This is a genomic window from Pseudomonas putida, from assembly GCF_022627325.1.
Taxonomy (GTDB): Bacteria; Pseudomonadota; Gammaproteobacteria; order Pseudomonadales; family Pseudomonadaceae; genus Aquipseudomonas; species Aquipseudomonas putida_X.
This window is the reverse complement of sequence record NZ_JAETZZ010000005.1, coordinates 40,009-56,553: the sequence shown is the minus strand read 5'-3', so window position 1 is coordinate 56,553 and position 16,545 is coordinate 40,009. Positions and strand designations below refer to the sequence as shown.

Sequence of the window (16,545 nt, the reverse complement as noted above, 5' to 3'; positions counted from 1 at the left end):
TCGTGGGGGAGGGGTGTGAGAACGGAACGAAGGGCGGGTGGCGAAATTTAGCGCGCCGCCCAGCGCTGGCCAGGGGGTTGGCGGTGGTAATTTTTTGCAGGTTGTATCCGTTTCGTAGGGATAGCCGGGCACTGCCCGTGGTACCCCACTCGTACGGAAAGCAAGCTGATGAATCTTGAAAAGTCCCTGCAACTGGCCCGCCGTTTCATTGAATTGCCGCTGGAAAAGCGCCGCCTGTTCCTTGAAACCCTGGCCAGAGAGGGCATCGACTTTTCCCAGTTCCCGATTCCGGCCGCAGTGGCGGCCCAGGACCGGCTTGCACCGTCGTTCGCCCAGCAACGCATGTGGGTGCTCTGGCAGCTGGACCCGCAGGGCGGTGCCTATAACCTGCCAGGTGCGGTCCGCCTCAAGGGGGCGCTCGATGAGGCGGCCCTGCAGCAGGCGTTCACGTGCCTGCTCGAACGCCACCAGACCCTGACCTGCGTGTTCCAGCAGCAGGCCGACGAGCGCCTGTGCCAGGTGCACCGCCCGGCCGCGCCGCAGATCCAGCGTCTGGACCTGCGCGAGCTTGGCGAAGACGCCCGCCAGGGCCGGGTACAAGCCGAGATCGAGGCCGAGTCGCTGCGCCCCTTCGACCTGGAGCATGGCCCGTTGCTGCGCATCCGCCTGCTGCAATTGGCTGAGCAGGAACACGTGCTGCTGCTCACGCTGCACCACATCGTCGCTGACGGTTGGTCGATGAACGTGCTGATCGACGAATTCAGCCACTGCTATGACGCCTGCGCCGCTGGCACCCAGCCGCAACTGCCGGCGCTGCCGATCCAGTATGTCGATTACGCGCTCTGGCAGCGGCGCTGGCTCGAAGCTGGCGAGCTCGAACGCCAGCTGGGGTACTGGCAAGCCACCTTGGGTGATGAGCAGCCGGTGCTGGAGTTGCCGCTCGACCGCCCACGCCCGGCCTCGCCAAGTTTTGCAGGCAGCCGCCAGGAACTGGTGGTGGACTCGGCGCTCGCTCAGCAACTGCGTAGTTTTGCGGCGCGGCAAAACCTGACGCTGTTCATGGTGCTGCTCGGTGCTTTCGGCGTGCTGCTGCAGCGCTACACCGGCCAGTGCGACCTGCGCATCGGCAGCCCGGTGGCCAACCGCAACCGTGCTGAAGTCGAGGGGCTGATCGGCCTGTTCGTCAACACCCTGGTATTGCGCCTGCAGCCGGATACCCAAACTGACGCACTGGCCTATCTGCAGGCCGTGCGGCAGACCGTGCTGGGCGCCCAGGCCCACCAGGACCTGCCGTTCGAGCGCCTGGTCGATGCGTTGAAGGTGGAGCGCAACCTGAGCCACGCGCCGTTGTTCCAGGTGATGTACAACCACCAGCCGCAGGTCGCCGACCTGGCAGCGGTCACGTTGGGCTCTGGCCTGGAGCTGTCCGCACTGGAGTGGCGCAGCCGCACCACCCAGTTCGATCTGAGCCTGGACACGTACGAGCAGGGTGGCGTGCTGCGCGCTGCGTTCACGTACGCGACCGACCTGTTCGAGGCAGCGACCATCGAACGCATGGCGGGGCACTGGCTCACCGTGCTGCGTGAGTTGGTGGCGGACCCTGCACGGTCGCTGTGGCAACTGCCCATGCTCGACCAGGCCACCCGCCACCGGGTGCTGCAGGACTGGAACGCCACAGCTGCCAGCTACCCGCTGCAGCCTGGCGTGCATGAGTTGATCGAGGCTCAGGTGCAGCGCACCCCGCACGCGCCGGCATTGCTGTTCGACGATAGCCTGCTCAGCTATGCCGAGCTCGATGCCCGGGCCAATCGCCTGGCCCACTACCTGCGCGGCCAGGGGGTGGGCGCCGACAGCCTGGTCGGTGTCGCGGCGCAGCGCAGCATCGAGATGGTCGTAGCCTTGCTGGGGATCCTCAAGGCCGGTGGCGCCTACGTGCCACTGGACCCGGAGTACCCTGAGGAACGCCTGGCCTACATGATCGAAGACAGCGGTATTGGCCTGCTGCTGACCCAGCAGGCGCTGCTCGACAGCCTGCCGCTGCCGCACGGTGTGCAGTGCGTGGCGCTCGATACCCTGGTGCTGGACGCCATGCCGGACAGCACCCCTGGGCTCAAGGTAGAGCCGACGCAGTTGGCCTATGTCATTTACACCTCGGGCTCCACGGGGCGCCCCAAGGGCGCGGGCAACAGCCACCAGGCGCTGACCAACCGCCTGTGCTGGATGCAACAGGCTTATGGCCTGGACGCCAGCGATACGGTGCTGCAGAAAACCCCGTTCAGCTTCGACGTGTCGGTGTGGGAGTTCTTCTGGCCGTTGATGACCGGCGCCCGTCTGGCCATCGCGGCGCCGGGCGAGCACCGCGACCCGCAACGCCTGATCTGCGCCATCGAGCGCTACCGGGTGACCACCCTGCACTTCGTGCCGTCGATGCTGCAGGCCTTCATTCACGAGCCCGGTGTGCAGGCCTGCAGCACCGTCTCGCGCATCGTCTGCAGCGGCGAAGCGTTGCCGGTGGATGCCCAGCGCCAGGTGTTCGCGCGCTTGCCGGCAGCAAGCCTCTACAACCTGTATGGCCCCACCGAGGCTGCCATCGATGTCACCCACTGGACCTGCGTCGAAGAGGGCAGGGACAGCGTGCCTATCGGCCAGCCGATCGCCAATATCCGCACCTATGTCCTCGACGCCGGTCTTGAACCCGTCCCGGTCGGCGTGGCCGGTGAGTTGTACCTGGGCGGGGTGGGCCTGGCGCGCGGCTACCACCGCCGTCCCGGGCTGACCGCCGAGCGTTTCGTCGCAGCCCCGTTCGTCAGCGGCGAGCGCCTCTACCGTACGGGTGACCGGGTGCGCCAGCGTGGCGACGGTGTGATCGAGTACCTGGGGCGGTTCGATCACCAGGTGAAAATCCGCGGGTTGCGCATCGAGTTGGGTGAGATCGAAGCGCGCCTGGCCGAGCATGCGCTGGTGCGCGAGTGTGTGGTGCTGGCCTTCGATGGCCGCCGCTTGGTCGCCTATTTGGTGCTCAATGCCACGCCTGAGGGCTGGCAAGGGCAGCTCAAGGACTGGCTGCTGCAAAGCCTGCCCGAATTCATGGTGCCCAGCCAGCTGCTGCCACTGGATGGCCTGCCGCTGACACCCAACGGCAAGCTCGATCGCAAGGCCCTGCCCCAGCCCGAGGCCGGGGCACAGGGTGACCATGTTGCCCCTCAGAGCGCGGCCGAACGCGAGCTGGCCAAGGTCTGGAGCGAGGTGCTGGGCACCGCGCAGGTGGGCCTGGATGACAACTTCTTCGAACTCGGCGGCGATTCGATTATTGCCATCCAGGTCGTCAGCCGCGCCCGTCAGGCTGGGCTGGCGCTCAGTCCGCGCGACCTGTTCCAGCACCAGACGCTGCGCGCCCTGGCCCAGGCTGCGGGCAGCGTGGACAGCCGTCAGGCCGACCAGCGCCCGGCTGAGGGCGAGGCACGCCTGACCCCGGTGCAGCTGCAGTTTTTCGACACGCCCATGCCGGTGCGCCAACACTGGAACCAGGCCGTGCTGCTGGTGCCCCGTGAGCCGCTGCAAGCGGCGCAGGTGCAGCAGGCCCTGGCTCAGGTGGTGGCGCAGCACGACGCCTTGCGCCTGCGCTTCACCCAGGCCGATGGCCAATGGCAGCAGCACCACGCGCCGGCCTCTGTTGGCGTGCCGCAGCTCTGGCAGCGCCAGGCAGACAACGAGCAAGCGCTGGCTGCCTTGTGCGATGAGGCCCAGCGCAGCCTGCAGCTCGATCAGGGGCCATTGCTGGCGGCGATGCTGGTGGCCATGGCCGATGGCAGCCAGCGCCTGCTGCTGGTGATCCACCATCTGGTGGTCGATGGTGTTTCCTGGCGCATTCTGCTCGAAGACCTGCAACGTGCCTGCCTGGGCCAGCCGCTGCCTGCCCGGACCAGCAGCTATCAGGCCTGGGCCGAGCGGCTGGCCGGGCATGCCGACGCCTGTGCGGGGCAGCTCGACTACTGGCTGGCGCTTGGCGAGGCCGGGGTGCGGGCGCTGCCACGTGACCGGGCGGTAACACAGACGCGCGTGGCCGATGAGCGCAAGGTACGGGTCAGTTTCCCGCCGGCCTTTACCCAGGCCCTGCTGCAACAGGCGCCGAGTGCCTACCGTACGCAGGTCAACGACCTGCTGCTGGCGGCCCTGGCCCGGGCCCTGTGCAACTGTAGCGGCGAGCAGCAGGTACTGGTGCAGCTCGAGGGGCATGGCCGTGAAGCGCTGTTCGACGATATCGACCTGACCCGTACCGTGGGCTGGTTCACCAGCCTGTATCCGGTCGCCCTGCGCCCGCAAGCACAGCCCGGCGCCTGCATCGCGGCCATCAAGGAACAACTGCGCGCCGTACCCCAGCGTGGCCTGGGCTACGGCGTGCTGCGTTATCTGGGCACACCGGCGCAACGCGAGCAACTGGCGCGCCAGGCGCAGCCGCGGGTGACGTTCAACTACCTGGGCCAGTTCGACAGCCAGTTCGACAAGGGCGCGCTGTGGCAGCCCGACCCTCGCGGGGCCGGGCAGGGGCAGGATAGCGATGCGCCGCTGGCCAACTGGCTGAGCGTGGAAGGGCAGGTCTACCAGGGCGAGCTGGGCATCAGTTTCGGCTACAGCCAAGCGATGTACGACGAGGTCACCATCGACGCCCTGGCCAGCGATTTCGCCACCCAGCTGCGCGCCTTGGTCGATCACTGCCTGCAACCGGGGGTCGCCAGTGCCACGCCGTCTGATTTCCCGCTGAGCGAACTGGACAGCAGCGGGCTCGCCGCTCTGGCAGTGGAGCTCGCTCAGGTGGAGGACATCCTGCCGCTGTCTCCCTTGCAACAGGGCCTGCTGTTCCATTGCCTGCATGCGGCCGCACCCGGCGACTACATCAACCAGTTGCGCCTGGACATCGACCAGCTCGACCCACAACGCTTCCAGGCGGCCTGGCAGGCGGCGCTGGACGCCCACCCGGGGCTGCGTGCCAGCTTTCACTGGCCGGTGGGCGTGCAGCAACCGGTGCAGGTGATCCGCCGCCAGGTGAAGCTGCCGTTCAGCCAACTCGACTGGCGCGACCAGGCCGCGTCGGCCGACCATCTGCACAGCCTCGCCGAGCAGCAGCGCCTGGCCATGACCGCGACGGATCAGGCGCCCTTGCTGGGCATTACCCTGGTGCGCCTGGGCGAGCAGCGCTGGCACATGATCTACACCCATCACCACCTGCTGCTCGATGGCTGGAGCCATGCCCGGTTGCTGGCTGAAGTGATGCAACGCTACAGCGGCCAGACACCCCGCCAGGCACCTGCGCACCCTCGCACCTACCTGGCCTGGCTGGCCGCGCGTGACCGCCAGCAGGACCAGTCGTTCTGGCAGGCGCAACTGCAGGGCATGCAGGCGCCGACACTGCTCGCCAGCCAGCGCCGCAGTGTTGAACCGGCTGCCTACGGCCTGTGGCAGCAACGCCTTGGCAGTGCGGCATCGGCGCAGATCAAGGCGGCGGCGCGGGCGCGCAAGGTTACCGTCAATACCTTGGTGCAGGCGGCCTGGCTGTTGCTGCTGCAACGGCACTGCCGTCAGGACACCGTTTGCGTCGGTGTGTCGGTATCGGGGCGGCCTGCTCAGGTGCCGGGCATCGAGGCGCAACTGGGGCTGTTCATCAACACCGTGCCATTGGTGGCTGCCCCGCGCCTTGAGCAGCGTCTTGATGACTGGCTGCAACAGCTGCAGGCCAGCAACCTGGCACTGCGCGAGCACGAGTACACGCCACTGGCCGACATCCAGCGCTGGGCGGGCAGAGCAGGCGAGGCACTGTTCGACACCTTGCTGGCGTTCGAGAACTACCCCGTTGCCGAGGTGCTGCAAGGTGGCGGTGACGGGCCGCGCTTCGGTGTGCCGGACAGCCACGAGCAACCCCACTACGCCCTGACCCTGTCAGTGGGCATGGGTGAGCAGTTGCAGGTCGACTATCGCGTGCGCCACGACGCCTTCAGCCTGGCCGACGTGCAGCGCCTGGCCGAGCAGTTTGGCCAGCTGCTGCAGGCGCTCGCTGGCGCGGGTAATCCATGCCTGGCTGAGCTCAGCCTGCTGGATGCCGCCAGCCGTCAGCGTTGCCAGGGGCAATGGCAGGCCGCCGACCGCAGTGTTCCGGCATGGGGTGTGCACCAGCTGATCGAGGCCCAGGCGGCGCGCAACCCGCAGGCCGTGGCCTTGGTCGCCGACGACGGCACGCTGGACTACGGCCAGCTCAACGGCTTGGCCAACGCGTGGGCGCACCAGTTGATCGCGCGGGGTATCGGCCCCGAGGACCTGGTAGGCCTGTGCAGCGAGCGAGGCCTGGCGATGGTCGTCGGCCTGCTGGCGATCCTCAAGGCCGGTGCCGGCTACGTGCCGCTGGACCCGCATTACCCGCGTCAGCGCCTGCAGGACATGCTCGACGACAGCGCCGTCAGGCTGGTGCTGGGCACCCGCACCGCCGCGCAGCCACTGGCGCTGGCAGGCGCAGCCGAGTGGTTGTGGCTGGACCAGCCGCTGGCGCCGCTGGACGCCAACCCTGTGCCGCGCGCCAGCGCCGACAACCTGCTGGGGTTGATCTACACCTCCGGCTCCACCGGGCGCCCCAAGGGTGTGGCCCTGACCCATGGCGCCATCGCCGCGCACATCGCGACCATGGTCGGCCAGTACCAGGTGACGGCGCAGGACCGCTTCGTGCACTTCGCTTCGATCAACTTCGACTGGGGCACCGAGCAGTGGTTGCTGCCGCTGAGCCAGGGCGCCTGCTGCATCGTGCGTGGCGATGATATCTGGACTGCAGCCCAGGCCTTCGAGGTGATCGAGCGCGAGCACGCCAGCGTGGTCTACTTCCCAACCCAATACGCCTGTCAGCTGGCCGAGTGGGCGCATCAGCAGGGCCGGGCACTGCCGGTGCGCTGCCTGAACGTAGCCGGGGAGGCACTGCCGCGCGAAGGCTTCGAGCGAATCCAGGCCCACCTGCAGCCCCAGCGTATCGTCAATGGTTACGGCCCTACCGAAACCGTGATCACCCCGCTGCTGTGGCAGGCCGACGGGTTGACCCGCATCGACACTGGCTATGCACCGATCGGAACACCGGTGCCGGGGCGCACCGCTTACCTGCTCGATGCTGCCTTGCAACTGCTCGACACCGGCACTGACGGCGAGCTGTATATCGGCGGCCCTTGCCTGGCGCGTGGTTACTTCGGCCAGGCGGCGCTGACCGCTGAACGCTTCGTGCCCGACCCGTACGACACGGTTGGCGGCGGCCGCCTGTACCGCACGGGTGACCTGGTGCGCCAGCAGGCCAGTGGCGAGCTGGTGTTCATCGGCCGCCTGGACCACCAGGTGAAAATCCGCGGCTTCCGCGTCGAGCCCGGCGAAGTCGAAGCCTGCCTGCTGGCGTTGCCTGAGGTGCGCGAGGCGGTGGTGATGCCGGGCGGTCAAGGTGCCGACCTGTACCTGGCGGCCTGGCTGGTACCGGTCAGCGGTTCGCACGCTGATGCCGGCCTGCGTCAGCGCATCCTCGACGCGTTGCGCGCCGCGCTGCCGCCCTACATGGTGCCGTCACGCCTGCAGCTGCTCGACAGTTTGCCGCTTAACCCCAACGGCAAGGTCGATCGCAAGGCATTGCCGGCGATCGAGGCCGACACCCCTGAAGAAGCGTTCAGTGCACCGCTGGATGCGCTCGAATGCGAGGTCGCCGAGGCCTGGGCCAGTGTGCTGGGCAGACCAGCAGTGGGCCGTTTCGAGCACTTCTTCGAGGCCGGTGGCCACTCACTCTTGGCCACCCAGGTGGTGGCGCGCCTGCACCGCGATGGCCACACCGGCGTCAGTGTGCGCGACCTGTTCAGCGCCCCGCGCTTGTGTGATTTCGCTCAGTGCCTGCGCCAGGCACAGCCGGTAAGCGATGCCGGCCCGCAACTGCGCGCCCTGGGCGACAAGGCCAGTGCACCGCTGTCGCTGGCCCAGCGCCGGTTGTGGATTGCCGAACAGTTTGCCCAGGGAAGCGGGGCGTACGGCATGCCGCTGGGCCTGCGCCTGGACGGGCCGTTGCAGCCCGAATGCCTCAAGCAGGCGTTGCAGGTGCTGGTGCAGCGCCACGAAGTGCTGCGTAGCGCGGTGGGCTGTGACGACGAAGGTGAGCCGCTGCTGCTGATCCAGGCTGCGGTAGACCTGAACCTGCCCGTGGACGACCTGAGCCCGTTGCCTGCCGCCGAGCAGCAGCTGCGCGTGCTTGAAGCGCAACTGGCCAACGTGCATCAGCCGGTGCCCCTGGACCAGGCGCCGATGCTGCGTGCACGCCTGCTGCGCTTGTCCGGTGACGCCCATGTGCTGCTGCTCAACCTGCACCACATCATTTCCGATGGTTGGTCGATGGCGCTGATGGTCAACGAACTGATCGCCAGCTACAGCGCCCTTGCCCGTGGCCAAGCGCCCGCGCTGGCGCCGCTGGCGCTGCAGTACTCCGACTATGCGCTGTGGCAGGCCGAGCGCGAGCGTGCCGGGTTGCTGCAGGCCCCGGCGCAGTGGTGGCGCACGGCGCTGCAAGGCAGCAGCGGGCGCTTGCAGTTGCCCACTGATTTGCCGCGCCCGGCCAAGGCGTCCCAGGCGGGTGAAAACCTGTATCACGACCTGCCGCCGGCTACGGTCGTGGCGGTACGTGAACGCGCCGCACAGCTGAGTGTGACGCCCTACATGCTGCTGCTGGCGGCGTTCCAACTGCTGATGCACCGCGCCAGCGGCCAGCACGATCTACTGCTGGGGGCTGATGTCGCAGGCCGGGAACACCCCGACCTCGAGGCGCTGATCGGCTTCTTCGTCAATGTGCTGCCACTGCGCTCGCAACTGGACGAACGACTGGACTTCGCCGCGTGGCTGGCGCGCACCCGCACCACCTTGCTCGATGCCAGCGAGCAGCAGGCACTGCCGTTCGACCTGATCGTCGAGGCTGCTGGCGCGCCGCGCCACCCCGGCATGAACCCACTGGTACAGGTGCTGTTCGTGATGAACGACATGCCGGTGGCGCACGGCGGCCTGGCCGACCTGAGTGTGCAGGTACTGCCGCAGGCGGGCGGCTATTCGAAATTCGACATGGCGCTGTTCATCGACCCGGTCGCGGACGGCTGGCGCGTCACCTGGCAGTACGCCACGGAGCTGTTCAAGGCAGAACGGGTCCAGGCACTGCTGCGTGGCTGGCTGGGCATCCTGGGCCAGGTGCTGGGCAACCCACACATTCAACTGAGAGAGATCACTATGTCGGTTCACAGTGAAATCGTGGCGGCGCCTGCCGCTGCCGGCGGGCAACCGAAGAAGGACAAGCTGGGCAGCTTCCTCAAGCGCGGCGCCGGCACGCCACCCCGGCCGGCCAGCGCAGTGCGCGAGGCTGCACTGGTACCGGGGCAGGCGTTTCCGTTGTTGATCGAACCGGTCGACCCTGGCGTGAGCCTGACCGACTGGGTGGTCAAGCACCGTGCCGAGGTCGAGCGCAAACTGGTGGCGCATGGCGGCATTCTGTTCCGCGGTTTCGGCTTGCAGACCCCACAGGATTTCGAAGCCTTCGCCGAGGCGGTGCAGCCCGGGCTATACGGCCAGTACGGCGACCTGCCGAAGAAGGAAGGCGGTAAGAACACCTACCGCTCCACGCCGTATCCGGAACAGAAGATGATCCTGTTCCATAACGAAAGTGCCCACCAGGACCGCTGGCCGCGCAAGCAGCTGTTTTTCTGCGAGCTGCCGTCGCCGGTGGGGGGTGCCACCCCGGTGGTCGATTGCCGGCAGATGTACCAGCGCTTGCCCGCGCCCCTGCGCCAGCGTTTCGAGGACAAAGGCCTGCTTTACGTCCGTACGTTCACCGACAAGCTGGACGTGTCCTGGCAGCATTTTTTCAAGACCGACTCGCGTGCCGATGTCGAGCGCCGTTGCCAGGCGTCGGGTATCCAGTGGCGCTGGCTGGACAACGATGAACTGCAGATCCGCACGCCTTGCCCGGCGGTGATCGAGCACCCGGTCAGTGGTGAGAAGAGTTTCTTCAATCAGGTGCAGCTGCACCACGTGTTCTGCCTGGATGCCGACGTGCGCGAGGACCTGTTGGCGCTGTATGGCCTGGAGCGCATGCCGCGTCAGGTCTACTACGGCGATGGCAGCCCGATCGAAGACGCCGACATGGCGTTGATCGGTGAGCTGTACGAGGCCTGTGCGGTGCGTTTCGACTGGCAGGCCGGTGATGTGATCCTGCTCGACAACATGCTGGCGGCACACGCCCGCGACCCGTTCCAGGGGCCACGCAAGATCGTCGTCGCCATGGGCGACATGATGCAACGTGCCGACCTTGAAGCCCTCACCTTGAACCGCACAGGAGTGCAAGCATGAACATCACCGCCGAAACGAGTGGCCTGCCGTTGTTGCCCATGCAGTCGCTCGAGCTGACTGCACTGCCTGCCCGCTGGCAGGACGCGGCGCGCTGCATCACCTTGCAGCTCGACAACGTGCCGGTGCCCGCCGCACTGCGGGCCGCCCTGCAGCAGTGGCAGGGCCAGCATGACGCGCTGCGCCTGCGCTTCGGCCAAGCCGCAGGTTATCGCGGCTTGCGTCAGTTTTTTGAGCGCGAGGCCGCGGGGGTGGAGCTGACGTGGCTGGCGGCGGGCGATAGCGCCGGCCGCCAGGCCTGGTTCGAGCGTGAGGTGGATGTGCAGGCCGGTGCGGGCGTTGCCGTGCTGGTGTGCGAACAGGCCGAGGGGCGCTGCCAGTTGGTGCTGGGTGTACTGGCAGCGCTGGTCGACACTGCCAGCCTGCCGGCGCTGGCTGCAAGCCTTGCGGCGATCTGCCAAGGCGCATTGGAAACAACCGACGATGGCGATTTCGAACAATACCTGCAGTGGCGCAGCGAGGTGGTGGTGGATGAAGACGCCAGCACTGCGCGCAGCTACTGGAACGCGCTGAACGGCAAGCCCGCGAGCGCCCAGCAACTGCCCTGGCGCCCAGCCCCAGGCAGCCCACGGGGTGAGCGCGCGCAGGCCCGCACAGACCTCGACCCGGACGTTTTGACACGCCTGGCCGGGCTTGGCCTGCCCTTGGACAGGGTGCTGCAGGCAGCCTGGTGGCTGCTGCTGGCGCGGCTCGATGGCCAGCCTGCGCAGGTGGTGAACTGGTGCCACGACAGCCGTGGCGACTACGCCTATTTCGCCGGCAGCGCCGGGGTGTACCACAAGCAGTTGCCGGTGCTGCTCGACTATCAGGCCGAGCAGCCACTGCGTACCTGGCTGCACGGCCTGGCTGCGCAGCTGGAGCAGCATGCGGCTTGGCAGGAATACTTCAGCCCCGAGCAGACGCCCGCGCTGGCGCCTGCCGCCATCGGTTTTTGCCTGACCCCCGCCTGCCCGCCGCTCGCCGGTGGTTGGCAGGTGGTGGGCATTGACGCGCCGATGGCGGGCCCCGACCTGCTGCTGCAGGTCGCCAGCGACCGCGCAGCGCCACAGGCGCTGTTGCAGTACTGGGCCGCGTGGCACAGCCCGGCACTGGCGCAGCTCCTGCTCGAACAGTACGCCACGCTGCTGGCAAGCATTGCCCAGACGCCCGACGCGAGCTTGGTCAGCCTGGGCATTGCCGGTGAACGACAGCGTCGTCTGGTGCTTGAGCGAAACGCCCAGGCCGCACTGCCAGCGGTCACCGAACTGCTGCCCGAGCGGGTCGCCCGCTGGGTGCGCGAACAGCCCCAGGCGCTGGCGATCATCGAACAAGGGCAGGGGTGGAGCTGGCAGCAGCTCGACCAGCTGGCCACGGCGTTGGCCGCCCACCTGCAGGCCCAGGGCATTGGCAATGCCAGCGTGGTCGGTCTGGCCCTGCCGCGCTCGGTGCAGTGGCTGGCGGCGGTACTGGCCTGCTGGAAGTGCGGCGCTGCGTACCTGCCGCTCGACCCACTCTGGCCCGCTGCGCGACGTGAGCAGGTCAGCCGCTTGGCCGGCGCGCAGTTGCAGGTCGATGCCACGCTGTTCGAGCAGCTCGCGGACACTTCAGCGTCGTTCGAGGCGCAAGTGCTCACGGCCGATACGGCAGCCTATGTACTGTTTACCTCAGGTTCGACCGGTGAGCCCAAGGGGGTGGTCATCGAGCATGGGCAACTGGCCGGGTACCTGCAGGCCGCTGAGCAGGCTTTGGACCTTTCGGCCTGCAGGCACTTTGCGTTCAGCGCCACGGTGGCGGCCGACCTCGGCCACACCAGCCTGTTCGGCGCCTTGCAGGTGGGCGCCACGTTGCACGTTGCCAGCGACGCCGTGATGCAGGACCCGGCAGCGTTTGCCGCGTTCGTGCGCGACGAAGGTATCGATTGCCTGAAAATCGTGCCGTCGCACCTGGCGGCGCTGCTCGACAGCGCGCAGCCTTGCCTGCCAGCGACCCTGGTCCTGGGCGGCGAAGCGCCGAGTGTGCAGTTGCTGGCGCGCATCGCACGGCTGGCGCCTCAGGCTCGGGTGTTCAACCACTATGGCCCGACCGAAGCCACGGTCGGCGTGCTGGTCCAGCCACTGCGGGCCGACGCGCCGATGGCGAGCCTGGGCCAGGTGCTGGCCGGCAACCGCGTTTACGTGCTGACGCCTGCAGGGCAACTGGCGGGCGTGGGTGAGCTGGGTGAACTGCATGTTGCCGGGCGCCAGCTGTGCCGGGGTTATCTGGGGGGCGAGCAGGGGGCGTCGCGCTTTATCGACAACCCCTTGCAAGCCGGCGAGCGCCTGTACCGCAGCGGTGATCTGGCCCGTTACCAGGCCGATGGCAGCATCCTGCTGCAGGGCCGGCAGGATCATCAGGTGAAGATCCGCGGGTTCCGTGTCGAGTTGGCCGAAGTGGAAGCGCGCCTGCTGGAGGTCGATGGGGTTGCTCAAGGTGCGGTGCTGGCGGTTGAAACCCAGCCCGGGCAGTTGGAGCTGCTGGCTTGCTACGTCGTGCACGGCGAAGGCCATGGGCTCGATGAAGCCTCGCTGCGTGCGCGGCTGGCCGAGTGCCTGCCAGCGGCCATGGTGCCAACCCAGCTGCGTCGCCTGCCGAGCCTGCCGCGCCTGGCCAACGGCAAGCTCGACCGTCGCGCGCTGCTGGAAATGCCGCAGGAGGGCGGCCAGCAGGATGCTCCGCAGGACGCATTGCAGACATTGCTGGCCCAGCGCATGGCGCAGTTGCTCGGGCGCGAAAGCATCGGTATCCACACCGACTTCTTCGCGGCCGGCGGCCATTCGCTGCTGATCATCAAGCTGGTGGCTGGGATCCGTAAGTTGCTGAACTGTGAAGTGGCGCCGGCGCTGGTCTTCGAGCACCCCACCGTGGCGGGGCTGGCCGAGGCGTTGCAGGCCAACGAGGCAAACCGCGGGCAGTTGCTCAAGATTGCCCAGGCGCGCCTGCAACTGGAGCGCATGAGCCCTGAGGAAAAAGAGCAGATGCTGGCCAAGGCGAAGAACGTCACCGCATAGCTCGATCAGCGTTCATAGGGCCGCTTTGCGGCCCAATCGCCGGCAAGCCGGCTCACACCCCCTACCGCGCAGCGCTCAAGAACGGCGGTGTGCCAGGGCAGGCCATCATGGGTTGGACTGTCTTGCTCAACGTCTAAAAGCTGGCGCGATCCCTGTGGCCGGCTTGCCGGCGATGGGCCGCAAAGCGGCCCCAATCGCTCACCTGACCGCCACCAGCCTCCAACTTGCCTCTCATGAGCGCTAGCTCCAGCACCCCGTGCCTGCGAAACCTTGAACGTAAATGAAAAAAGTTATCAGTTTTTTTAACGTTCGTGCGTCTTACCTGTAGGCCGCTGAAAACGTGTCGCTCGAACGCGTAAGGCTCTTATAGAAACGGTACGTCGAGACCGTCACCTACACACTCATAGAACATTCGGAGTCAGTCGCGCACATGAAGTCCAAACGTATGCGAAACAAGGGGGCAGCCTTGGCCGCCGGGCCATCGAAGTGGAGCCTGCGTGCCTCGGCACTGGTGCTGAGCCTGGCCATGGCCCACGCCCATGCCCAGCCGGTGGCGGTGGACATCGCAGCCCAACCGCTGGACCAGGCACTGATCGCCCTTGGCCAGCAGACCGGCCTGCAGATGGTCTACTCGCCCGACCTGGTCAGCGGCAAGCGTGCACCGAAGGTCAGCGGCACCATGGAGCCGGACCAGGCCCTGTCGCAACTGCTGGAAGGCGCAGGCCTTACGTACCGTATCGAGAACAATTCGGTCCTGCTGATCAGCACCGACACCAGTGACGTCGGCGCCGGTGCGCTGGTCATTGGCGAAACCACCATCATGGGCCAGGGCATGGGCCAGGCGACCGAGAACACTGGCTCCTACACGCCGGGCCTGACCAGCGTCGGCTCGAAAAGCCCGACCTCGTTGAAAGAAACCCCACAATCGGTGTCGGTGATCACCCGCCAGGTCATCGAAGACCGCCAGTTCACCGACATCAACGATGCGATGAAGGCCGTGCCGGGTGTGACGGTGCAGAGCAACACCTTCCGTATCCAGGACTTCTACTCGCGCGGCTTCCCGATCCAGAACATCCAGCTCGACGGTGCCGCCCCCATGGCGTTGGGTACCACCGCCGGCAGCTTCTACGCGTCGAACATTTACGACATCGCCGAGTTCGACCACGTGGAAGTACTGCGTGGCGCCAGCGCGCTGTTTGGCGGCACCGGTGACCCGGGCGGTATCATCAACCTGGTGCGCAAGCGCCCGCTGGACTTCTACCAGCTCAAGTTCACCGCCTCGGCGGGCAGCTGGGACAACTACCGCAGCGAGCTGGACGTGACCGGCCCGCTGGGCTTCGATGGCAAGCTGCGCGGCCGCATGGTGGTGGCCTATCAGGACCGCCAGTACTTCGTCGACAACCGTGCCACCGACAAGCCGTTCTTCTATGGCGTGCTTGAAGCCGATGTCACCGACGACACCATGCTCACCGCCGGCTTGCGTTTCAACAAGGTCCACGAGACCGGCACCGCCTCGGCCGTGCCACGCTACAGCGACGGTGCCGACCTTGGCCTGCCGCGCCATACCGGGCTGTCTACCACCTGGGCGTACGCGGACGGCTTTTCCCGCGAGTACTTCGCCAAGGTCGACCATCGCCTGAACGATGACTGGAAGCTCAACCTGAGCTACACCAACATCTACGACACCATCACCACCAACAACGCCACCACGCTGGGCTCGGTGAACCCGGTCACCGGCGTCGGCGTGACCCGCTACGGCACCTACAACACCCAGTGGAGCGAGCAGAACCTCTGGGACGTCAACGTCTCCGGCGACTTCAGCATGTTCGGCCTCGACCACCGCCTGGTGGTGGGGGGTGACTATCAAGAGATCGACAGCCGCTGGCGCGGCACTGGCCGCTTCACCACTGCCGGCGGCCCGGTCAATGTGTTCGACCCGGACTCCACCCCATGGGATGATCCTGGCGCCCGCCCGGCCATCAGCCGCGACTACAAACCCAACAGCCAGACTCAATATGGCTTGTACTCGAGCCTGCGCCTGCAACTGGCCGAGCCGTTGCACCTGATCGTCGGTGCCCGGGCACAGCGCTACAAGTTCGACCAGACCTACCAGACGGCAGACGCCGCCGGGACCTGGACCCAGCAGTCGCGGGTGGACATGCGCGAGCCGACCAAAGTCACCCCGTTTGGTGGCATCGTCTATGACCTGACGGACGAGTGGGCCGCTTATGCCAGCTACGCCGAGATCTTCAAGCCACAGCAGAACCTGCTGGCCGGGCCTGCGACCTCCGGCAGCACGCTGGACCCGATGACCGGCAAAACCTACGAGACCGGTGTCAAGGGCGAGCTGTTTGGCGGCGCGGTCAACACCAGTATCGCGCTGTACTACACCAAGCGTGAAGACCAGGCGGTGCAGGACCCGAACTACCCGTTGAGCCAGGTGGCATTCGGCGGTAACTGCTGTTACGTCAATGGTGGGGAAACCATCAGCAAGGGCATCGACATGGAAATTTCCGGCGAAATCCTGCCGGAATGGATGATGATGGCCAGCTACACCCTGAACATCAACAAGAACCGCGACACTGGCTCTGCGTTGAGCACGGTCACGCCCAAGCACATGGCCAAGCTGTTCACCACCTACCGCCTGCCCGGTGTGTTGAACGACTTCCGCGTCGGGGGTGGTGTGGACATCCAGAGCGCGACCAAGGTCAGCGGTACTGCTGCGACCTATGACGGCCTGGGCAACGTGGTGCAGTCGAATGTGCCTTTCGAATACCAGCAGAGCGGGTATGCGATCTGGAATGCGATGGTCGACTACCGCATCGACGAGCACTGGAATGTGACCCTCAACGGCAACAACCTGTTCGACAAGAAGTACTACCAGACCGTCGGTACCTCGACCTATGGCAACTACTACGGCGATCCGCGCAACTTCATGCTGACGGTACGCGCGACGTACTGATTTCAGCCAGCGTAATCAGGGCTGCCATGCAGCCCATCGCCGGCAAGCCGGGTCCTGCAGGTATAGCGCAAGCCTCAAGAACTGCGCGGATTCTGTGGGCCGGCTTGCCGGCGATGG

At 66.7% G+C, this 16,545-nt stretch carries 3 protein-coding genes; all 3 read left to right on the top strand.

Annotation, left to right across the window (positions count from 1 at the left end):
* Positions 1-168: 168 nt before the first annotated feature.
* The 3 genes from JNA92_RS09620 to JNA92_RS09610 all read left to right on the top strand — a co-directional run bounded on the left by JNA92_RS09620 (position 169) and on the right by JNA92_RS09610 (position 16,428).
* On the top strand, positions 169-10,383 hold the full coding sequence (locus tag JNA92_RS09620; protein ID WP_241804471.1) for a non-ribosomal peptide synthetase: 10,215 nt from the start codon (positions 169-171) through the stop codon (positions 10,381-10,383).
* Positions 10,380-13,466: an amino acid adenylation domain-containing protein gene (locus JNA92_RS09615; RefSeq protein ID WP_241804470.1), complete on the top strand. Its 3,087-nt coding sequence runs from the start codon at positions 10,380-10,382 to the stop codon at positions 13,464-13,466. The genes JNA92_RS09620 and JNA92_RS09615 overlap by 4 nt, the downstream gene beginning before the upstream one ends.
* 430 nt (positions 13,467-13,896) lie before the next feature.
* Positions 13,897-16,428: a TonB-dependent siderophore receptor gene (locus tag JNA92_RS09610; RefSeq protein ID WP_241804469.1), complete on the top strand. Its 2,532-nt coding sequence runs from the start codon at positions 13,897-13,899 to the stop codon at positions 16,426-16,428.
* The last annotated feature ends 117 nt before the right edge of the window (positions 16,429-16,545 follow it).